The following is a 21,191-nucleotide window of genomic DNA, read 5'->3' as shown; positions in this document are numbered from 1 at the left end:
GCAACCCGTCAGACTCAATCCGACGGCCCGATCCGCGACGACTTGGTGGAAAGATCCGATGAAACTACCCGCATCCAGGCAAGAGCTGCTGTGTAACCTCCGCGACCGGCACAGGCAATTCCGCGTCGAGGCGGCCACCATACGCGCAAGCCTCTACCGAAGGACGGCCGAGGTGGGACATGCTTATCTCATGCCTATCGATGCCGCCACCGTGTTGGTCGACCTCATTCTTTGGAACACGATGATCCTGCAGTTCGCCGCCGCAGGGGCAGGAGATGCCGGCTCCCCCTTCTACAGCAGGGAAGCGATGCTGGACAGATTCTGCCGCCTGACCCACGGCTTCCGACGCGACTTCAACGGCAGCAGCCTGCACAGGCTGCATGAACTGACCCGTCTGGGGCAGGAACGCGTGGTCAGCAGCGTAGCGCGGCATACGGACGCCGCCCTCTTCGCGCCCTCGGGCGCAGGAACTGGAACCTTGGGCGGCCAACTCCAGATTCTGACTTGCATGGCTTATGCCAATGGGCTGTCGAAATTGCGCGCCTGGAAGCAGGCCGTGTAGCAGCATCGCTGCCCGGTCGCCGCGGACAAGGCTTGGGCCGCCGCTTTGACGCGGCGGCCCAAGCCCGGGGACTGGCTATGTCCTCCAGGGCCTGGCGATATTTGGCGGACCCTATGCCCCGGCGGGCATGCGCGCCGAATGCTCGGACCAACCTCCACCCAACGCCTTGTAGAGGTCGATCAGGTTGTTCAGGCGCGTCAGGCGCGTGCGCACCAGGATCTGTTGCGCGCCGTATAGCGAGCGATAGGCCTCAAGCAAGGTGAGATAGTCGTCCACGCCCTCCTGAAACCGCAGTTCCGCCAGCTCATAAGCGCTGCGGCTTGCCGTCACCGCCAACTGCTCCGAACGGATCTGGTCGTCAAGCGTGCGCTTGCCCGCCAAGCCATCGGCCACCTCGCGGAATGCCACCTGAATGGCCTGCTCGTAGTTGGCGATTTCCACCCGCTTCTTTACATGCGCCACGTCCAGGTTGGCCAACAAGGCGCCTCCCCGAAAAATGGGCAGCGTGATGTGCGGCAGGAATGCCCAGGCCCGCGACCCGGAGTCGAACAAGCCGTCCAGAGAGGCGCTGGCGGTTCCCGCCGAGCCCGTCAGGCTGATCGCCGGCAGGAAAGCGGCGCGCGCCGCGCCGATATTGGCATTGGCGCCGCGCAGCATCTGCTCCGCCGCGCGTATGTCGGGCCGTCGGACCAACAACTCGGAGGGTAGTCCGGTCGGTAAATCCGATGGAACGATACCGTCTGGCAGCGTCGTTGCCGCGTCCAGCTGGCTGGACAACTCGGGCGTCAGCGGCTGTCCCAGGAGCAGCACCAGCGCGTTGCGGTCCCTGGCTACTTGTCGCGTGTAGGCGGACCGGTTGGCCTCCGCATTACGCAACGCAATCTCGGCCAGACGCAGGTCGAGCTGCGTCGAGTTGCCGGCCGCAGCCAGATCGGCCGTCAGATCATACGAACGCTTTTGCGTGGCCAGCGTGTCTTCCGTCAGCCGCAACAGTTCCTGGTCGGCGCGCAGCGTGAGGTAGGCATTGGCCACTTCGGCAACCAGGCTCAGCTGCGTGGCGATCCGGTTCTCCTCCAGTGCCAGATATGTGGCCAGGGCCTGATCGCTGAGGCTGCGGATACGGCCCCAAAGGTCCAGTTCCCAGGCGGTCGTCACGCCGGCCACGTCATAGCGCTTCGAGACCTGGCCGTCCTGCGTGGCGCCAAGGTCGCCCGGAATGTGCTCGGATGCGCCACTGGCCGAGACGCTCAGGTTCGGCAGCATCGCGGCGCGCTGGATTCGGTACAGCGCCTGCGCCGCTTCGACGTTGAGCGCGGCGCGGCGCATGTCCCGATTGTTGTGCAGCGAGATTTCTATCAATTGCTGCAAGAGCGGATCCCGGAAAAAGTCGCGCCATCCTATGTCGGCCGCGGCCATCGCATCGGGCTTGTGCCGCGCATCCTCGGCATCCGAAGAATAGGTCGCGTCGACTGGCGCAGCGGGGCGTTCGTACGTCGGCGCCAGGGAGCAGCCGGCCAACGCGGCCGCAAGCGTCAGCGGCGCGAGCTTCAGGCAGCGCCGGGAGCGGGTGTAAAGATGCTTCATGTCGTTATTCCTCCTGGCCATCATGCGTGTTGCTTGGCCGAGCGGGTCGCGGCCCGGCGGGCTTCCCGTCGCAGCGCCAATTTGCGCACCACGACGTAGAACACGGGCGTGAGCAACAGGCCGAACAGGGTCACGCCAACCATTCCCGCAAACACTGCGATACCCATGGCATGGCGCATCTCCGCCCCGGCGCCTGTGGCCAGCACCAACGGCACCACGCCGGCGATGAAAGCGAACGAGGTCATCAGGATGGGGCGCAGGCGCAACCGGGCAGCCTCCAGGACCGCCGCCAGCGGATCGGCGCCTTCGTCCTCCTTGGTGCGGGCGAATTCCACGATCAGGATGGCATTCTTGGCGGCCAAGCCGACCAGCACCACAAAGCCGATCTGCGTGAAGATGTTGTTATCGCCGTTGGACAGCCAGACCCCGCCTATCGCCGAAAGCAATGCCATGGGCGCGATGAGCAGCACGGCGAACGGCAGCGACCAGCTGTTGTACTGGGCGGCAAGAATGAGGAAGGCCAACAGCACCGCCAATGGGAAGATGTACAACGCCGAGTTCCCAGCCTGCTTCTCCTGGTAGACGAGGTCCGTCCACTCGTAGACCATGCCTTCGGGCAAGGTCTCGCGGACGATGCGTTCTATCGCGTCCGTCGCCTGCCCCGAGGAATATCCCGGCGCGGGACCGCCGCTGATATCCGCCGACGGAAAGCCGTTGTAGCGGATGACCCTGTCCGGCCCGGACCCGCGCGTCAGCGTCACAAAGGCGCTCAGGGGAATCATTTCGCCACTGTCGTTGCGCACCTTGAGCATCCCGATGTCGTCGGCCTGCATGCGGAACGGCGCGTCGGCCTGCGCCATGACCCGGTAGGTGCGCCCGAAGCGGTTGAAGTCATTGACGTAGAGCGATCCCAGATTGATTTGCAGAGTCTCGAACACGTCCGTCAGCGATACCCCCAGGGACTTGGCCTTGACGCGGTCGATGTCCACCTGCAACTGCGGCGCGTTGGTCTGGAAGCTGGCCAGCATGTTCGCCAGCTCGGGAGCCTGCATGGCCTTCGCCATGATCTGACCCTGCGCCTGCGCCAGCGCCTCGAACCCCAATCCGGCGCGGTCCTCTATCTGCAGCTTGAAGCCGCCCATGGCCCCCAGGCCCGGCACGGGAGGCGGCGGGAAGATACCGAGGAACCCGTCCGGAATCTGACTGAACTTGCCCATCAGCTTTCCGGCGATGGCGTTGGCGGAAAGCGAAGGATCCTGGCGTTCATCGAAGGGTTTGAGCATGGCGAACATCAGCGCCGAGTTCGGCACGTTCACCGGACCGTTGACCGAAAGCCCGGGGAAAGCAACCACGCTCTCCACGCCCGGTTCGGCCAGCGCGATCTCGGACATCTGCTTCACCGCCGCCTCCGTCCTGTCGAGCGAAGCGCCGCTGGGCAACTGTGCGATACCCACCAGGAAGTACTTGTCCTGGGCCGGCACGAATCCGTTCGGCACCTGGTGAAAGCCCAGCCAGGTCAGGCCGACGAAGCCGGCGTACAGCAGCAGCACGATGGCACTGCCGCGCACCGCCCGGCGCACCGTTCCGACGTAGGCATTCGAGGCGCTGTCGAAGAAGACATTGAAGCGCCGGAAGAAGCCGCCCAGCGCCCGGCCCATGATGCGCGTAAGCCAGTCGGCCTTGGCCGCGTCGTGATGCGGCTTGAGCAGGATGGCCGCAAGCGCGGGCGACAGGGTGAGCGAGTTGATGGCGGAGAGTATGGTCGAAATCGCGATGGTCAGCGCGAACTGGCGATAGAACTCGCCCTGCAGCCCGGACAGGAAGGCCGACGGAATGAAGACTGCCGCCAGCACCGAGGTGATCGCAATAATCGGCCCCGTCACCTCGTCCATGGCCTTGATCGCGGCCTGCCTTGGGGATTCGCCCAGGGCCATGTGCCGCTCCACGTTTTCAACCACCACGATGGCGTCGTCCACCACGATGCCGATCGACAGGACCAGGCCGAACAGCGACAGCGTGTTGAGCGAAAAGCCGAACATGTGCATCAGCGCAAAGGTCCCCACCAGCGACACGGGCACGGCCACCAGAGGAATGATGGACGCGCGCCAGGTCTGCAGGAACAGCACTACCACGATGACGACGAGAAGGATGGCCTCCAGCAGCGTGACCGCCACCGATTGCAGCGAGGCGCGCACGAACACGGTGGGGTCGTAGGCGATCCGGTATTCCACATCCTGCGGGAAGCTCTGCTGCAGCTCCTGCATCTTGCCGCGCACCGCATTGGAGACGTCGATGGCGTTGGCGCCGGGACTCTGGATGATTTGCAGAGCGGGCGCCGATTCGCCATCGATCAGGCTGCGCAAGGTGTAGGCATCCGCCCCCAGCGAAACGCGGGCAACGTCGCGCAGCCGGGTAACCTGGCCATCCGCGCCCGTCTTCACCACGATGTCGCCGAACTGCTCCGCGCTGGTCAGACGCCCCAGCGTGTTGACCGTCACCTGGTAGGCCGCCGTGGTATCCGGCTGCTGCCCCACCGACCCCGCGGCGACCTGCACGTTCTGCTCCCGCAGGGCCGCAACCACGTCGCTGGCGGTCAGGCCGCGCGCGGCGACGCTGGTGGGATCCAGCCAGACGCGCATGGAGTACTCGCCGGCGCCCCAGACCAGCACGTCGCCCACGCCGGGCAGGCGCGCGAGTTCGTCGCGCACCTGCCGGATGGCGAAGTTCGATAGATAGAGCGAGTCGTAGCGTTTTTCCGGCGAAACCAGGTGCACCACCATCAACACGTCGGGTGAGGTCTTCTGCGTGACCACCCCGATGCGCTGCACTTCCTGCGGCAAGCGCGGCAAGGCGCGCGAGACCCGGTTCTGCACCTGGATCTGCGCCATGTCCGGGTCCGTTCCCTGCTTGAAGGCAATGGTGAGCACCATCTGGCCGTCGACGGCCATCTGGGAACTCATGTACAGCATGCCTTCCACGCCGTTGATCACCTGTTCCAGCGGGGCCGCCACGGTATCGGCGATCACTTCCGGATTGGCGCCGGGATAGCTTGCCGTCACCTGTACCGTGGGCGGGGTGACGGCGGGATACTCGCTCAGCGGCAACTGCCAGAACGCGATGCCGCCCGCCAACAGCATCAGCAACGACAGGACGATGGCGAAGATTGGCCGCGCAATGAAGAAATGAGGGAACTTCATGGGCGGGCCTCCGCAGCGGCTACCTGTTGCATAGGCACCATACGCGGCGTGACGCTCATGCCGGGGCGTACCAGCCCCTTGATGATGATCCTCTCACCAGCCTGCAAGCCGGAACTGATCATGCGCAGCCCATCCACCATCTGGCCCAGCTGCACCGCGCGGTACTGGGCCTGATTGTCGGCACCCACGACCAGGACGTAGTTTTTCCCCTGGTCCGTGCCCACCGCCAGATCATCGACCAGAATGGCTGCGCGCTCGGCGCCGGTCGTCAGCCTGGCACGCGCGAACAGCCCCGGGGCCAACAGGCCATCGGGATTCGGCACGACGGCGCGGGCGCGGATGGTGCCTGTGCCGCGGTCGATCTGGTTGCCCACGAAATCCAGCGTGCCCTTGTGGGGAAAGCCCTGGTCCGTCGCGAGCGCCACGGCGACCGGCAGCGACGCCTTTCCGCCCTGGGAGTCTGGCCGGGCCAGCCTCACGGCGTTGAGGTAGGTCGCTTCGTCTATGTCGAAGTACACGTGCACCGGGTCGATCGAAACGATCGTGGTCAGCAGGTTGGCCGCGCCCCCCGCCCCGCCGTTGACCAGATTGCCTTCGGTCACCATGATCCGGTCGACGCGACCTGATATCGGGGCCGTGATGCGCGCGTAGGACAGATCAAGCCGCGCCGCCGCCACGGCTGCCTTGGCCACCAGGATCTCCGCCTGGCGGGCGTTGCGCGCGGACACGGCGTCGTCATAGGTCTTGCGCGACACCGCGCCGGTCGCCACCAGCCGCTGGGCGCGGTCGAAGTCAGCCTGGGCCTGGCTGGCCAGCGCCTCGGCCTGGCGCAACTGCGCCGCGGCCGTGTCGAGCGCCACCTGGAATGGCCGCGGATCGATCTGGAACAGCTGCTGTCCTTTGCGCACCAGGCTGCCCTCGGGAACGCTGACGGCATCTACCGCGCCGCTGACCCGCGAGCGTAATTCGACGGATTCCGGAGCCGCCAGATATCCGGTGAAGTCGGTCGATGGCGCGATGACACGCTGGATCACTTCGGCGACCGGAACCTGAGGCGCCATCGGCGCGCCCGCGGAAGGCGGCGGCTTGCTTTCATCTCCGGACGCATCACCGGCCGCCCACGCAATGGTTCCGGCCGCCGCGATGGCTCCAGCCACGACAACGATTCTGAATTTTCGACGCATCGACATGCCCCTTCTGTACGGCAGGGCTTCGGCCCTTCCGAAGCGCTCTGCAGAAATTCGGCAAGGCTAGGGATTCCAACGACAGGAAGGTCAAGCATGCCCTGGCGGATGCGGCGGGCTATTGACCTTGCAACTGTTGGAAGCAATAGATTGGGACCGCCGTCTGAACGGCAGAGGGCATTTCGATGCCGTTCCATACCAACCCGAAGTATCTGGAGCAACCCAATGAGCAGTAGAACGGTGGACATCCGGCAGGCGCGAGCCAGGCTGCCGGTTCCGGACGGCCAGACCATACTCGAAGCAGCACTGCAGAATGGCGTTGCCTATCCGCACGGCTGCCGATCGGGCCGCTGCGGCAGCTGCAAATCGCGCCTGATCGAAGGCGCAGTGGAAATGCTGCCGCACTCGCGCTACGCGTTGACGGAAGAAGAAACGCGCTGCGGCTTCATCCTGGCGTGCCGCGCGGTTCCGAAGAGCGATGTGGCGGTGGCATGGCTGGGCAACGACGAAGCCGCCGCGGCGCCAATCCAGAATGTGGAAGGGACCGTCGTTGCCATGGACGAACTGACGCACGACATCATGCGCGTAAGGATCCGACCTGAAGCAACGAATACCTTGCCGTTCGCCGCCGGGCAGTATGCCGACATCAGGTTCGGGCCGTCGCCGGCGCGCAGCTACTCGATGGCCAACAGGCCAGGCGATCGCGAACTGGAATTCCACATCCGCCGTGTTCCGGGCGGGGTCGCGTCGGGCTATGTCCACTCCACGCTGCAACCTGGTGAACGCGTGGCGCTGCGCGCGCCGCTCGGCTCCTCGCATCTGCGCGATGGACATTCCGGGCCGATGCTCTGCATCGCGGGAGGTTCGGGATTGGCCCCCATCAACTCAATTGTCGAAACCGCGCTCGCGCACGGCATGAGCCAGCCGATTCATGTCTACTTCGGCGCGCGCACGGAACGGGATCTTTACTTCGTCCAGCATTTCGAGGCGTTGGCACGCCGCCACGCCAACCTGAGCTTTGTGCCCGTGTTGTCCGAGGCGCATGCCACGCCATACCGGACCGGCTTCGTCACGCAAGCCGCCGGCGCAGACCTCGCGGACTTGAAAAGCTGGAAAGCCTATGTCGCCGGCCCGCCGGCGATGGTGGAAGCGGCGATGGCTCTGGCGTTCGAGCGCGGACTGAACGTCCAGGACATGCACGCCGATGTTTTTTTTACGCCACAGTAACCAGCCGGACCGGCCCCTCCCCGGCCGGCGGCATGCTTGACCTTCCCATGTTGGAAAGCTCTAGTCTTCTCTCATGCCTCTACCCATTCCTTTGAGCGAGGAGACTCCCATGAACATCGGCGAAGCGTCCAAGACCTCCAAGGTATCGGCAAAAATGATCCGCTATTACGAGCAGATCGGCCTGATACCCGTGGCGCAGCGGAACTCGTCCGGCTACCGCGCCTACAGCCGGATCGATGTTCACCGGCTGCACTTCATCCGCCGTGCCCGCAACCTGGGCTTTTCAGTCGCCGAGACCAAGGATCTGCTGAGCCTCTGGCACGACCAGTCGCGCCAGAGCGCGGACGTCAAGCACGTAGCCCAGGAACACCTGGCTGAACTGGACCGGCGCATCGAAAGCATGCGGCAGATGGCCGACACGCTCGAGGCGCTGATCCGCTGTTGCGCGGGCGACGATCGGCCGAATTGCCCCATCCTGCACACCCTTGAGCAGCCGGACGAAAAAGAACAGGAGCCCGCCGCGCGCGGCGGCGCCGTGCTGCGGAGCGCTCGCAAGGAATCGCCGGCAAAACCCGCATCAGCTTGCTGAGCGCCTGGAATCCGATATGCCAAAAATCACCGTACTCCCGCATGCCGAGCTTGCGCCCGAAGGCGCCGAGCTGGAGGTGCGGGCTGGCACCACAATTTGCGAGGCCCTGCTGGCCAACGGCATTGAAATAGAACATGCATGCGACATGAGCGCCGCCTGCACCACCTGCCACTGCATCGTGCGCAAGGGTTTCGAATCCTTGAACGAAGCGAACGAGTCCGAGGACGACCTGCTCGACCGCGCCTGGGGGCTGGAAGCCCAATCCCGCCTGAGCTGCCAGGCGATCGTCGCGGAAGAGGACCTTACCGTCGCCATCCCCAAATACACGATCAACCATGCGAAGGAAGAGCATTAGGATCTGGCTGAGGTGTCAGGAACTTCGGCCGATGAGCCTTGCATCCTGTCGGCCGCCTGCCTCGTAGATGTCCCATGCCTGTCCGGCGCTGGCGTCATCATGGATCATGGCCATCAGCGCCCGCACCACCGATGACGGATCGGCGTGTTGGTAGACATTGCGGCCATACACCAGCCCCACCGCCCCTTCATCGAGCAACTCGCGCGACCGCTCGAAGACCTGCCGCAGGTCCTCCCGGCCACCGCCGCGCACCAGCACCGGGCAGCGCGCCGCCTGCACCACGCGGTGGAAATCGCGCGTGGCGGTCGTGGGGTCGGCCTTGACGATGTCGGCGCCCATTTCGCGCGCCAGCCTGACCAGCGTGACGATCTTCTCCGCATCGCCATCGACCATATAGCCGCCGCGCGCGGAATGCGGCGCCATGACCAGGGGTTCGATCATCAGCGGCATGCCATAGCGGTCGCAGTCCGCGCGTACCCGCGCGATGTTGGCGACGCACTGGCGGAACAGGTCGGGCTCGTCCGGCAGCATGAACAGGTTGACCACCACGCAGGCCGCGTCCATCTGGACCGCAGGCAGCACCGGGTCCTGCTCGTTCTGCAGCACGGCCCACATGACGCGGTGGGTCGTGGCGTTGTAGGGATTGCCCATGTCCAGCCGCATGACCAGCGCGGGTTTGTCCCGGCCTGGCCGTTGCTGGAGCAGGTCGGCCTGGCCATAGTTCAGCTGGATGGCGTCGGGGCGCGCGGCGGCCAGTTGTTCCATCACGGCCGGCATGTCCTCCAGTCCGGACAGGAAGCTGGGTTCATTGCAGACGCCGTGGTCGACGGCGATGTCCAGGCAGCGGCCGCCGTTCAGCAGGCGGTTCAGGCGCGCTTCTTTTCTGTGCAGCATGGAGATTCCTTGTTCAATCCAGTGTTTGCAGATGACGCCCGGCTGCCAGGTCGATGGCGGCAATGTCTTCAGGCGTAAGTTCCAGCGCGGCAGCGCCGGCGTTCTGCCTGGCCTGCTGCGGCGTGCGGGCGCCGCATAGCGCCACGGTGACCCCGCCTGGGCGCGTGGTCCAGGCGATCATCAGTTGCGAAGCCGAGCAGTCCAGCCGCTGGCGCAGCGGTTCCAGTTCCGCGAAGAAGCCTTGCAGCCGGCTGCGATTGGCGACGCTGAAACGGGGGTTGTCGGCGCGCTGGTCGTCGCCGGTAAAGCGGCGCTCCGGATCGATGGGTCCGGCCAGCAGGCCGAGCGCCAACGAGGAATACCCGAGGATGCCAACGTTGTGGCGGCGGCATAGCGGCATCAGCGTGGCTTCGATCTCGCGGTCGATCAGGCTGTAGCGTTCCTGAATGGCGTCCACCGGGCCATGGCGCAGGTATTCGGCCAAAGTGCCGGGATCCACGTTGCTGACGCCGATGGCGCGGATCTTGCCTTGCCGCTTCAGATCCAGCAAGGCGTCCATGGTCTCGGCGACGGGCGTGCCGGCGTCCTGCCAATGCGTGATGTAGAGGTCGATGTAGTCCGTCTGCAGCCGCGCCAGGCTTTGCTCTACTTCGTGGAAGATGGAAGCGCGGCCCAGGTGGCGGTGCACGGCCTGGCCTTCCTCGTCGAAGAAATGCTCGCCTTGGCGTGTATGCCAGACCAGCCCGCACTTGGTGGCGATGACGGCCTGCTGGCGGCGCCCCTTGAGCGCCTGGCCGACCAGGCTTTCGGCGTGCCCCAGGCCATAGGCAGGCGCGGTATCGATAAGCCGCACGCCCGCGTCCAGGGACGCCTGGATGGCGGCAACGGCAGCCGCATCGTCCCCGCCGCCCCACATCCAGCCGCCCATGGCCCAGGTGCCCAGGCCGACGGATTCGCAGGCAATGCCGGACGCGCCCAGTGTTGTTGTCTTCATCGTGAAACCTTTTTGACGTTCATGAGATGGTCGACGGTGACCGCGGCCAGCAGGATCAGCCCCTTGACGACGTCTTGCCAGTAGGGCGACACGTCCAGCAGGATGAGCGAGCTGGTGACGACCGACAGCAAGGCCAAGCCCAGCACCGCGCCCAGCACGGTGCCCGAGCCGCCCTTGAGACTGGCGCCCCCGATCACCACCGCCGCGATGACGTTGAGCTCCATGCCCACGCCGAAGTTGGGCGTGGCAGCGCCGAAGCGGGCCGTGTAGACCACCCCTGCGACGCCGGCCAAGGTCGAGCACAGCACAGTGACCCAGAACTTCACGCGGCCGGTGCGGATGCCGGCATAGAGCGCCGCCTTTTCATTGCTGCCGGTGTAGAACACCTTGCGCAACAGGGCGGCGCGGCGCAACGCGAAATCGCTGATGACGACGATGGCGGCGAAGATCAGGATGACGGCGGGTATGCCCGCGATGGATCCCTGCCCGATGAACTTGAACTGCGGCGGCAAGGAGAACAGCGATTGCGGCGTGCCCTGGGTGATGGCCAGGCACAGGCCGCGCACGATCACCATGAACGCCAGCGACGCGATGAAATGGCTGAGGCCGATGCGGGTGACGCAGCCGCCGATGAGCGCGCCCACCATGGTGCAGACGGCGATCGCGGCCAGGCTGGCGGTCCATGGGTCCAGTCCCATCAGGAAGAGCTTGCCGGTGATGACCATGGCCAGGCAGACCACCGAGCCCACCGACAAGTCGATGCCGCCGACGATGACCAGTATGGTCATGCCGACCACCACGATGCCTTCGATGGAAAACGACAGCAGCATGGCGCGCACGTTTTCCCAGGTCAGGAAATGCGGCGACGCGAAGCTCATGACGACGCACAGCGCGGCAATGATCAGCAGCAGCCCCGCTTCGCGGAAGCTGCCCAGCCGGCGTCCCGGGCGGGCCCCCGTCGGCAGGCCGGTGGCCGGAGGCATCAGGACTGCTTGCGCCGCCGGCTGGGCTTTCAGGTCGCTCGTCATGTCGCCTCCTCGGCGGACAGGCCGGAGGCCAGCCGCAGCAATTTTTCTTCCGTCATTTCGCTGGCCGCAAGCTCTCCGGCGAGCCTGCCATTGCGTATCACCAAGGCCCGGTCGCACAGGCCGATGATTTCCGGCAGCTCGGACGAGATCACCACCACGCCCACGCCCTGGTTGGCCAGGTCGCGCAACAGGTGATGGATCTCGGATTTGGCGCCGACGTCCACGCCGCGCGTCGGTTCGTCCATCAGCAGCACCGAGGGGCGGGTCGCCAGCAGTTTGGCGATGGCCACCTTTTGCTGGTTGCCGCCCGACAGGCAGCTGGCGTCGATCGCCACGCCGTCCGACTTGAGCCTGAGCCGGGCGCCCAGCTCGACGGCCAGGCTGCGTTCCGCCGTGCGTTTGAGCAGGCCGAAGCGCGAGCTGATGCGGCGCAGCGCCATCGAAGACACGTTCTGTTCGATAGGCATGTCCAGGAACAGGCCGGCTGCCTTGCGGTCTTCGCTCAGGTAGGCAATGCCATGGCGCAGGGCGTCGGCATAGCGGCGCAGCCGCAGGGGCTGGCCGCGCAGCCGCACGGCGCCTCGCCGCGCGCGCCGCAGGCCGCACACGGTTTCGGCCAGCTCGCTGCGGCCCGCGCCCATCAGGCCGGAGATGCCCAGGATTTCGCCTCGGCGCAGCGTGAACGAGATGCCGTGGACTGCGGCGCCGTCGGCAAGGTCCTCGACTTCCAGCAGGGTCTCGGTCGGCGCATCGCCAGCCGCCTGCCGGGGCGGGTAGTAATTGCCCAGATCGCGCCCCACCATGCAGCGCACCAGCGCATCCGGAGAAAGCGCCGCAATATCGCCGCTGTGCACATCGCGGCCGTCACGCAACACCGTGACGCGGTCGCAGTGCTCGAAGATCTCTGCCATGCGGTGGCTGATGTAGACGATGCCGATGCCCTGGGCCTTGAGGTCATGCAGGACGCGGAACAGCGCCACGGACTCCACTTCCGTCAACGCGGCGGTGGGTTCGTCCAGGATCAGCACCTTGCAGTCCAGCGTCAAGGCGCGGGCAATCTCGACCAGCTGCTGGCTCGATATGCCCAGCGCATCCACCCGCAGGCCCGGGTCGATGTCCTGGCCCAGCCGCCGCAGCACGGCCGCAGCGCGCTCTTGCAGGCCGGCATAGTCCATCCAGGCCTGCGCGCCGGCGCTGATCATGGGCATGAAAATGTTCTCGGCCACGGTCGCATCGCCGCATAGCGAGATTTCCTGGTGCACCAGGCCGATGCCCAGGCGCATCGCATGGGCCGGCCCGTTGATGACCACGCGCTCGCCTTCCAGGTAGATGTCGCCGCTGTCGGGCTGGTGGATGCCGTCGATGATCTTCATCAGCGTCGACTTGCCAGCGCCGTTCTCGCCGCACAAGGCATGGATTTCGCCCCGGCGCAGCGTGAAGCGCACGTCGGCCAGGGCTTTGGACGCGCCGAACTGCTTGCTGATGCCTTGCAGTTCCAGCAGCGCTGCGGGCGCCTTCATTCGTTGATGCCCTTGGTGCCGCGACGCGCCAGGTACTTGTCCCAATAGAAGTCGTCGGCGTTCGCCTTGCTGACGATGGACAGGCCGTTGTCCAGGAACGGCACGGCCATGGGGTTGGTGCCGTTGCGCTTGGCGTCATTCATCGGGTCGATCAGTTGCTGGTTGCGCGCCAGGAACAGCAGCATCATGCCCATATAGCCCTGCACGCCCTGGTTCGGGTTGACGGAACCGAAGACCTCGCCCGACTTGATCATGTCCAGGATCTTGGCGTTCACGTCGCAGCACAGGACCTTGATGTTCTTCTTGGTCTCGATGGAGGCCTGCGCCGCGCCCAGCGCCGAGTTGGCTTCGGGCATGAACAGGGCGCCCAGGCCGGGGTTGGCCTGCGCCAGGCTCAGCGTGGCCTGGTAGGCCTTGTTCGGATCCTGGTTGCTGGCCGCGCGGCCCACCAGCTTCATGCCGGGATGCTGGGTCTTCATGCGGTTGATGAAGGCGGCGACGCGGCGGTCATGGTTGTCCTGGCCGGGGTTTTCCAGCACCGCGTATTCGCCCTTGCCATTGAGCGAGGCCGCGATGGCGTCGGCGGCCTGCGCGCCTTCGCGGTCGTTGTCGGACGTGACAAAGGACACGCGCTTGGAATTGGGCGAGTCGGCCGCAAAGGTCACCACCGGGATGCCCATGGCCGCGGCGCGGTTGATGGGTTCGATGAAGGGGTCGGGGTTCATGGGATGCAGCAGGATGCCGGCCGGCTTGCGCGCCAGTTCCTGCTCGAACGAGGCCAGTTGCTTGTTGACGTCGTATTCGGGCGTGCCCGAATAGCGGGTGCGCACGCCGAGCGAATGGCCCAGCTGCTTCATCATTTCGTAGACAGGGAACCAGTACTCCACCCCGGACACCATCACGTTCATCACGTAGACGTCGTTGGCGTTGCCGCGCAGGCCGGGGGCTTGCGGAGTGTTCTGCGCAAAGGCGTTGACGCTCGCCAGGCCGGCGCCCGCCGCCGCTACGGTCTTCAAGAAATCTCGTCTCATGTTCCGCTCCTTTTTTCGCATCGTTCCAAGAACCCTGCAGCCCTCGGTGCCTGTTGTTCAACCTTGTTTTGGTCGAATCGTTGTTATGACATCGATGAACTATATTGCAGCCGGATTTTTTAGATTACTAGGGGAAACACTGCTATTCTGCGGAAAATATCTGTAGACAATGTTATGACATGAAAACAGACATCTACCTGGGCATAGACATGGGCTCCACGGGCTTGAAGGCGGTTGCCTTCGAGGCCGGGAGCGGGACCACACTGGCCGCATCGGGCGGTGCGCTGCCCTATCGGCTACTGGCGCAAGGCGGTTGCGAACTGCCCGCGGACGCCATCCAGACGGCGCTGGCGCGGGCCTTGCAAGGCGTGGCAACCCAGTTGGGTCCGCGCGTGGCCCACCTGCGCGCGCTGTGCTGCACCGGCCATGGCGCCGGCCTGTATGCGCTGGATGCAAGCGGCCAATTGCTGGAAGGCCGCGCGGTGGCATCGACCGACCAGCGCGCCGCCGCGCGCGCCCGGGCGCTGGGCCGCAACATGGGGGACGCACTGTATGACGAAGTCGGTTGCCGGCCGTGGTCAGGACAGTCGTCGCTGATCGCTGCAGAACTCTACGGCGCGGACGCCGCTCAACTCCGCCGCATCCGCCACCTGCTGTTCGCCAAGGACTATCTGGGATTCCTGTTGACCGGCGAAATCGCCACGGACGCCAGCGACGCCAGCACGGCCGGCCTGCTGTCGCTCAACACGGGGACTTGGTCCACGATAGCTTTCGAGGCCGCCGGCCTGTCCGGCCTGGCCGCCACGGCGCTGGCGCCCATCGCGCCCAGCGGCGCCGTGATCGGCCGGCTGCTGCCGGCCCAGGCGGCCGCTTTCGGTTTGCCCGCCGGCCTGCCCGTGGCGCTCGGCGCAATCGATCTGCTCGCCTCGCTGAAGGCGGTGAACGCGGAGCGCCAGGGGCACGCCGTGGCCGTGCTCGGCACCTGGTGCGTGAATGCCGTGGTGGCGCCGGCCCGCGAACCGAAGCCGGAGGTGGGCGCCATCGTCAGCTTCGGCGATCCGGACCGCAGGCTTTATCTGGAAAACAGCCCCTCATCGATGGCGAACGTAGCCTGGCTGGCGCGCACCTTGCAGTTCCAGGATGCGGCCGCGGCGGTGGATTGCGCGATGGGCGTGCCCCTGGGCGCCGACGGTCTGCGTTTTCTGCCCTTCATCAATGGCGGCAGCTGGCCGGCGGGAGCCTGCGCGGGTTACGTCGGCCTGCAAGGCCATCACACCCGCGCGCACATGGCGCGTGCCGTGGTGGACGCCGTGGTAGCGCTGCACGCGCGGCACCTGAAGCGCCTGGCGGCGCTTGGACTGGGCGTGCCAGACAAGGTAGCCGCGCTGGGCGGCGGCGCCCGGGACTTGCGTTTGGCGCGCCTGCTGGCGGGCTTTCTGGGCCACGCCGTGGAACGCTGCGGCGACGACGAAACCGGCGCGCGCGGCGCTGCGCTGTATGCCGCGCTGTCGCAGAACCCTGGCGACGGCGACTTGCTGCCCGCCCCATGCGAACGGGTCGAACCCTTGGCCACCGAAGCGCAGGCGCACGCCGATTTCTACGCCAGCTTCCATGGCCTGGTGGACAGCATGGCCCCGGCTTTCGGCCATCTTGCGGGATCCGCGCGATGACTCCTCGCACATCCGCTTTCATGCGCCCGGCTTCGTTGGCGGGACGCCATTTTTCGACGGTGATCGTAGGCGCGGGCATCAACGGGGCTGGCGTGTTCCGCGACCTGTCGCTGCAGGGCGTGGATTGCCTGATCGTGGACAAGGACGATGTGGCCGCCGGCGCCAGCAGCGCGCCATCGCGCATGATCCACGGCGGCTTGCGCTACCTGGAAAGCGGATCATTTTCCCTGGTGGCGGAGGCCACGCGCGAACGCAATCTGCTGCTGCGCAATGCGGCGCATCTGGTGCAGCCGCTGGAAACCGTGGTGCCGCTATCCAGCCGCTTCGGCGGACTGTGGGGCAGCATGCTGCGCTTTGCCGGCCTGAACGCCTCGCCTGGCGCGCGGGGACTGTGCGTGGTGGGACTGGGCTTGCGCCTCTATGACAAGCTGGGCCGCAACCAGCGCGTCATGCCGGAACATCGCATCGAGCGCCTGCCGGCGGCGGACAACGCGCTGTTCGGCGCGGCGGTGCGCTGGACGGCCACGTATTACGACGCCTGGATACGGCATCCGGAATGGCTGGTGCTGGAGCTGATCGACGATGCGCATCGCGGCCACCCGGCCTCGGTCGCGTCGAACTATTGCAGCGTGACGGCTTGCCAGGGCCGCGCCATTACCCTGCGCGATGCGCTGACCGGCGAATCCGTGCAAGTGACTGCCGACACGGTGGTCAACGCAACGGGCGCCTGGCTGGACCGCGCGGCTGGCGCCCTGGAAGGCGACGGCTCGCGCGTCATGGGCACCAAAGGATCACACCTGATCCTGGATCACCCCGCACTGCGCACCGCGCTCCAGGGACGCATGGCGTACTTCGAGGCGTCCGACGGCCGGGTGTGCATCGTCTACCCGTTCCTGGACCGAGTGCTGGTGGGATCCACCGACATTCCGGTGGATGATCCCGACCTCGCCGCGACCGAACCGGCGGAGATCGACTACCTGCTCGATGTATTGCATGAGGTGTTTCCCCGCCTGGACTTCAGCCGGAAGGACGTGGTCTACACTTACGTGGGCGTCAGGCCGCTGGCCCTGTCGGATGCCGACAAACCCGGGCAGATATCGCGCGACCACGCGGTGGTGATCGACCCGCCCAACTCGCGCCGCGAGGTGCCGATGGTGTGCCTGGTCGGCGGAAAATGGACGACGTTCCGTTCGCTAGCGCAACTGGCGGCCGACGCGGTGCTGCAGCAACTGGGTCGCGCGCGGCGGCAGTCGACCGAGCAGGTGGCGATCGGTGGAGGCGCGGGCATGCCCGCCGATGCGGCGGGACGGCAACGCTTTCTGGACAGCATTCAGGCCGCCACCGCGCTGGACCGCGGGCGCGTCGCCGAACTGTTCATGCGCTATGGTGCGCGGGCGGGCGCCGTGGCGGCGGATTTCGCCGCGGCGGGCGATAAGCCCTTGCGCCACGCGCCAGATCATTCAACGGCCGAGATCCGCTATCTGTGCCGCGAAACGTCTGTGCAGCACTTGGCCGACCTGGCGATCCGGCGCACCTTGCTGGCCATTCGCGGCCATGTCACGCCGGCACTGCTTGCGGAACTGGCGGATATCGCCGCAGCCGAGCTGGGCTGGAGCCCGGCGCGCCGGCAAGACGAGTTACGAGCCTGCACCGCGACGCTGCGGGACCGGCACTGTGTTCAACTTCCTCCAGACGAGGCGCCCTGGGCAGAGCCCGCCGATTCCGCCTTGGCTACAGGTTCGATTTCAAACTCTTTGACGACATGAGCAGCCCCATCTCCACCGAAGCCATATTGGACCGCAGCGCCGGCGCCCCGCTCTGGACACAGTTCCGCGACGTGGTGCGCGGCAAGATCCTGCAAGGCGAACTGGCCGTGGGCGACAAGCTGCCCACCGAGGCCGAGTTCGGCGAGCAATATGGCATTTCGCGCATCGTCGTGCGCGAAGCGCTGGCGGACCTGGTACGCAACGGCCTGATCTACAAGATACGCGGCCAGGGCGCCTTCGTGTCGGCGCGCGAGCGCGACGAAGACTTCGTGTCCACCGTGCTGGGCTTTTCGGACGAAATGGAGCGCAAGGGCCGCACGGTGCGCACCCAGGTGCTGCTGCAGGAACTGCGCGCGCCCACGGCGCACGAGGCCAGTTCGCTAGGGCTGACCGAAGACAGCCAGGTCGTGGCGCTCAAGCGGTTGCGCAGCGTCGACGGCGAACTGCAGTTGCTGGTGGAAACCGCCGTGCCCGCGGACCTGGTGCCGGGCCTGCACCGCACCCGCCTGGAAAACCGTTCGCTCTACGACGTGCTGCGCAGACAGTACGGCCTGCGCATCGTGCGCGCGGAACGTTGGATAGACGCGGTGCAACCGGACGCCCAGACCTGCGAATTGCTGGGCATGAAAGATCCCGAACCCATGCTGCGCATCGAGTCCATCGCCTATGGCGCCAACGGGCGGGCGCTGGAGCACTACCGCGCCTTGCACCGCTGCAAGTCCAGCCGGCTGCATGTGCAGACTACTACCTGAGACGGCAGGAGGCTGGCCTGTTTGGCGATCAAATTGACAGGATTACTGCGCGACTGCTGTCGAAGTCAACGGCCTAACGGGCGGCTGCTCATGCTGTAGCGCCTGCCACAGATCATAGTTAGCCTGCATTGCGCCCCAAGCCTGGGCAGTACTGGCCCCGGCATGCTCCAGACGGACGGCAAGATCCGGGCTGATGCCCGCCTTGCCGTTGAGAACTCGTGAAAGCGCCACGCGCGACATGGCCAGCCTGTCGGCAGCCTCGGTCACCGATAGCCCCAAGGGAACAATTACATCGTCCCGAAGAATTTCACCCGGATGCGGAGGGTTGTGCATCATGATTGGCCTTGAACGGCTGCTGGACATGCAATATGTCAGCCAAAACCTTCTGCGACAAGCCTCGTGTCTACCGCAGTTCTTGAAGTGGCATATCCTGAAGCATCCGTCCACGCAGATGGGCGCAAGACGTCAAGATGCTCTTCGAGCGCTACTCGAAGTGGATCGACAAGATGGCAAATCAGCCAGGGGAGAGACACGATGCGGCGGCTTGCTGCGCGGCATCTTCGGGCGAGGCCAATCAGGCCTTCTGAACCGGAATCGGAACAGCCACATTCAGGCCCAGTGCGGACCCAAGCCATTCCTTAGTCTTGGATTTGGTGGCGCGCCCGACAGGAATCGAACCTGTATCAAGAGCTTCGGAAACTCTCATTCTATCCATTGAACTACGGGCGCAGCGCAAGGAGGCGGTATTGTACCCAGTTTTCGCTGAACTGCATGAACGGGATCAAATCTTCCGGCAAACTCAGCGAAAACCCCGTCGGTTGCATTGGACTCGTGTCTATGACACCGTTATATAATCCAGCGTTTGCTTGCAAGGCGGGCTCTTCATGCCGCCGACTTGTGCAGTACTGATTTTCTGTTGCCGCCGCCAGGCGCCCCCGGTACCCGTTAGCAGGATTTGGTCATGAGCAACGAGCAGGAACACATAGAAGAGCACTCCTCCCCCATCAAGACCCCGAAGCAACTGATCGTCACGATCGTCCTGTCTTTCGTGATCCCGATCGCCATCATCATCCTATTGGTGAACATGGTGGTCTCGGGCACCAAAACAGGAGCGGGTTCGGACACGCTGTCCCAAGAAGCTGTCGCCAAGCGCATTGCCCCGGTCGCGGGTTTCCAGCTGGTCGATGCAAATGCCCCCAAGGTCTTCAAGACCGGCGAACAGGTCTTCGCCGCCGTCTGTACGGCCTGTCATACCGCCGGCGTGGCTGGCGCACCCAAGGTGGGCGATAACGCCGCCTGGGCGCCCTTCATCACCGCGGGCTACGACGCCATGATGAACGTGGCCCTGCACGGCAAGGGCGGCATGCCCGCCAAGGGTGGCAACCCCACGCTGTCCGACTACGAAGTCGCGCGCGCCGTGGTGTACATGGCAAACAAGTCGGGCGCTTCGCTGCCCGAACCCGCCGCTCCGGCCGCGGAAGGCGACAAGAAGGAAGCCGCTGCCGCTCCCGCCGCAGCGCCTGCAGCGCCCGCCGCTGCCGCCCCCGCTGCGGCAGCCCCGGCACCGGCCGCCGCCGCGCCTGCTCCCGCTCCGGCAGCCCAAGCCGCCGCGCCGCAAGCAGCGGCAGTCAATCCGGCTGGCGAAAAGCTGTACAAGAGCGTCTGTTTCGCCTGCCATGCCACCGGCGTGGCCAACGCCCCCAAGTTCGGCGACAAGGCCGCCTGGGAGCCCTACATCAAGACCGGCATGGACGCCATGGTGAAGGTCGCCATGCAAGGCAAGCCGCCGATGCCCCCGAAGGGCGGCGCGGCCAACGCCTCGGAAGACGACATCCGCGCAGCGGTGCAGTACATGGTGGATGCGGCCAAGTGAAGTAAGGCTCGCGGCCCATGATGAATAAAGCCCCTTGATCTGATCAGGGGGCTTTTTCTTTGCGCCAGACCGCGGGCGCGACTCGATTGCGAAGTCTTGTGCTGGCGCTCAGGCGCGCGCCACCCAGGCGCCTTCCACCTCGGCCAACTGGCTGCTGATCTGGCCGGCGGCCTCGATGACCGCCGCGCGGAACGGCTCGAGACGGCAATGCTCGGCGCGCACGATCAGGCTCAGCCCGGCCACCACGCGTTGCTCCAGAAAAATCGGCGCAGCAATGCCTATGGTCCCCGGCGTGATCTCGGAATCGCTGACGGCGACGCCCGCCTCGCGGATGGCATCGAGTTCCAGGCACAGGTCCTTCAGGCTCTTCCAGTGCGAAATGGCGCGCACTTCCTCTTCGTGGGCCAGGTACATGCGCTCCAGGGCGCGGCGGCTCTGGTGCGCCAGGATGACTTTGGAGGTGGCGCCGCGGAACATCGGCATGGTGGCGCCGCGTTCGTAGCGGCCCACGCGCGCGGCCGGGTCGCCGATTTCCTGGTGGATGCACATGACCTTGTCCTGGTAGCTGCGCGTGAGCACCGAGGCCGACGAGGGCGTGGTGGCCTCCACCAGCCGCCGCATCAGCGGCTCCGCCACCTTGAGCAAGGGGTCGCCATGGCGCATCAGCAGGTCGAAATGGGCAAATGTAGGTCCCAGCACGTAGCGCGCGCCCATCACCGGGGTCAGGAAATCCGCGCGCACCAGTTCCTGCACGTCGCGATAGGCCGAGCTGACGGACACATCCATTTCAACGGCGATTTCCTCCACCGACCATGCGGCGCTCCTGTCATAGAGCTGCAGGATGTGCAGTATCCGGTTGCGCGTCCTGATTTCACCCGCCACGTCGCCCTCTCTTTGTTGTTGCGCCTTTACGGCCCGCAATTTCGCATCCATTGCGAAATTTATTTTCTCCGCGATTCTAGCAG

The 21,191-nt window shown here is 65.6% G+C and carries 18 protein-coding genes and 1 tRNA gene; 8 read left to right on the top strand and 11 right to left on the bottom strand.

Features of this window, described 5'->3' with window-relative positions:
• The first annotated feature begins 58 nt into the window (after positions 1–58).
• On the top strand, positions 59–562 hold the full coding sequence (locus IB258_RS18015; protein WP_192352975.1) for a ClbS/DfsB family four-helix bundle protein: 504 nt from the start codon (positions 59–61) through the stop codon (positions 560–562).
• 111 nt (positions 563–673) lie between these two features.
• Here IB258_RS18015 and IB258_RS18010 read toward each other — a convergent pair whose 3' ends face one another.
• Genes IB258_RS18010 through IB258_RS18000 form a run of 3 tightly spaced genes read right to left on the bottom strand, consistent with a single transcriptional unit; the run spans position 674 to position 6,404 of the window.
• Positions 674–2,146 carry an efflux transporter outer membrane subunit gene (locus IB258_RS18010; protein ID WP_192352974.1) on the bottom strand — a complete coding sequence of 491 codons (1,473 nt, stop codon included), beginning with the start codon at positions 2,144–2,146 and terminating at the stop codon, positions 674–676.
• A gap of 20 nt (positions 2,147–2,166) precedes the next feature.
• Positions 2,167–5,343, bottom strand: coding sequence for an efflux RND transporter permease subunit (locus IB258_RS18005; protein ID WP_125471752.1), 3,177 nt, complete (start codon positions 5,341–5,343; stop codon positions 2,167–2,169).
• A complete protein-coding gene (locus IB258_RS18000) occupies positions 5,340–6,404 on the bottom strand; it encodes an efflux RND transporter periplasmic adaptor subunit (RefSeq protein ID WP_280528335.1) in 1,065 nt (354 codons plus the stop codon). Before IB258_RS18000 ends, IB258_RS18005 begins: the two co-directional genes overlap by 4 nt.
• A gap of 348 nt (positions 6,405–6,752) precedes the next feature.
• Between IB258_RS18000 and IB258_RS17995 the strand changes: the two genes are divergently transcribed.
• The 3 genes from IB258_RS17995 (at position 6,753) to fdx (ending at position 8,698) form a co-directional block, all read left to right on the top strand.
• The gene (locus IB258_RS17995; protein WP_054455108.1) at positions 6,753–7,754 is read left to right on the top strand and encodes a 2Fe-2S iron-sulfur cluster-binding protein; all 1,002 of its coding nucleotides are present in this window, start codon (positions 6,753–6,755) and stop codon (positions 7,752–7,754) included.
• A 109-nt stretch (positions 7,755–7,863) separates the two neighbouring features.
• The gene (gene cueR / locus IB258_RS17990) at positions 7,864–8,343 is read left to right on the top strand and encodes a Cu(I)-responsive transcriptional regulator (RefSeq protein ID WP_054455110.1); all 480 of its coding nucleotides are present in this window, start codon (positions 7,864–7,866) and stop codon (positions 8,341–8,343) included.
• Between the two features lie 16 nt (positions 8,344–8,359).
• A complete protein-coding gene (gene fdx / locus IB258_RS17985) occupies positions 8,360–8,698 on the top strand; it encodes an ISC system 2Fe-2S type ferredoxin (RefSeq protein ID WP_054455112.1) in 339 nt (112 codons plus the stop codon).
• A gap of 15 nt (positions 8,699–8,713) precedes the next feature.
• Here the strand turns inward: fdx and IB258_RS17980 are convergent, their stop codons facing one another.
• The 5 genes from IB258_RS17980 to IB258_RS17960 are packed head-to-tail and all read right to left on the bottom strand — an operon-like array spanning position 8,714 to position 14,165.
• Positions 8,714–9,592 (bottom strand): class I fructose-bisphosphate aldolase, encoded by an 879-nt coding sequence (locus IB258_RS17980; protein ID WP_054455113.1) that lies wholly within the window; start codon positions 9,590–9,592, stop codon positions 8,714–8,716.
• 13 nt (positions 9,593–9,605) lie between these two features.
• The gene (locus tag IB258_RS17975) at positions 9,606–10,586 is read right to left on the bottom strand and encodes an aldo/keto reductase (protein ID WP_125471756.1); all 981 of its coding nucleotides are present in this window, start codon (positions 10,584–10,586) and stop codon (positions 9,606–9,608) included.
• On the bottom strand, positions 10,583–11,569 hold the full coding sequence (locus tag IB258_RS17970; protein ID WP_175161234.1) for an ABC transporter permease: 987 nt from the start codon (positions 11,567–11,569) through the stop codon (positions 10,583–10,585). Before IB258_RS17970 ends, IB258_RS17975 begins: the two co-directional genes overlap by 4 nt.
• Before the next feature lie 41 nt (positions 11,570–11,610).
• Positions 11,611–13,134 (bottom strand): sugar ABC transporter ATP-binding protein, encoded by a 1,524-nt coding sequence (locus tag IB258_RS17965; RefSeq protein WP_192352973.1) that lies wholly within the window; start codon positions 13,132–13,134, stop codon positions 11,611–11,613.
• The gene (locus tag IB258_RS17960; RefSeq protein WP_054455120.1) at positions 13,131–14,165 is read right to left on the bottom strand and encodes a substrate-binding domain-containing protein; all 1,035 of its coding nucleotides are present in this window, start codon (positions 14,163–14,165) and stop codon (positions 13,131–13,133) included. The genes IB258_RS17965 and IB258_RS17960 overlap by 4 nt, the downstream gene beginning before the upstream one ends.
• A 179-nt stretch (positions 14,166–14,344) precedes the next feature.
• Between IB258_RS17960 and IB258_RS17955 the strand changes: the two genes are divergently transcribed.
• The 3 genes from IB258_RS17955 to IB258_RS17945 are packed head-to-tail and all read left to right on the top strand — an operon-like array spanning position 14,345 to position 18,353.
• Positions 14,345–15,835 carry an FGGY family carbohydrate kinase gene (locus IB258_RS17955; protein ID WP_192352972.1) on the top strand — a complete coding sequence of 497 codons (1,491 nt, stop codon included), beginning with the start codon at positions 14,345–14,347 and terminating at the stop codon, positions 15,833–15,835.
• Positions 15,832–17,601 (top strand): glycerol-3-phosphate dehydrogenase/oxidase, encoded by a 1,770-nt coding sequence (locus tag IB258_RS17950; RefSeq protein WP_192352971.1) that lies wholly within the window; start codon positions 15,832–15,834, stop codon positions 17,599–17,601. Before IB258_RS17955 ends, IB258_RS17950 begins: the two co-directional genes overlap by 4 nt.
• Entirely contained in the window at positions 17,598–18,353 is a 756-nt protein-coding gene (locus IB258_RS17945) for a GntR family transcriptional regulator (RefSeq protein WP_175180418.1), read from the top strand. The genes IB258_RS17950 and IB258_RS17945 overlap by 4 nt, the downstream gene beginning before the upstream one ends.
• A gap of 42 nt (positions 18,354–18,395) precedes the next feature.
• Here IB258_RS17945 and IB258_RS17940 read toward each other — a convergent pair whose 3' ends face one another.
• Positions 18,396–18,686, bottom strand: a complete 291-nt coding sequence (locus IB258_RS17940; RefSeq protein WP_225590448.1) for a HigA family addiction module antitoxin — start codon at positions 18,684–18,686, stop codon at positions 18,396–18,398.
• Positions 18,687–19,007: 321 nt separating this feature from the next.
• Positions 19,008–19,082, bottom strand: a tRNA-Arg gene (locus IB258_RS17935).
• Between the two features lie 232 nt (positions 19,083–19,314).
• On the opposite strand from IB258_RS17935, the gene IB258_RS17930 reads away from it, so the two are divergent.
• Positions 19,315–20,226 carry a cytochrome c5 family protein gene (locus IB258_RS17930; RefSeq protein ID WP_175180417.1) on the top strand — a complete coding sequence of 304 codons (912 nt, stop codon included), beginning with the start codon at positions 19,315–19,317 and terminating at the stop codon, positions 20,224–20,226.
• Between the two features lie 108 nt (positions 20,227–20,334).
• Here the strand turns inward: IB258_RS17930 and IB258_RS17925 are convergent, their stop codons facing one another.
• Positions 20,335–21,159: an IclR family transcriptional regulator gene (locus IB258_RS17925; RefSeq protein WP_054455132.1), complete on the bottom strand. Its 825-nt coding sequence runs from the start codon at positions 21,157–21,159 to the stop codon at positions 20,335–20,337.
• Positions 21,160–21,191 lie beyond the last annotated feature (32 nt).

This window comes from Achromobacter sp. ACM02 (assembly GCF_014851605.1).
GTDB classification, from domain to species: Bacteria; Pseudomonadota; Gammaproteobacteria; order Burkholderiales; family Burkholderiaceae_B; genus Achromobacter; species Achromobacter aegrifaciens.
This window is presented reverse-complemented; position numbering and strand designations above follow the sequence as displayed.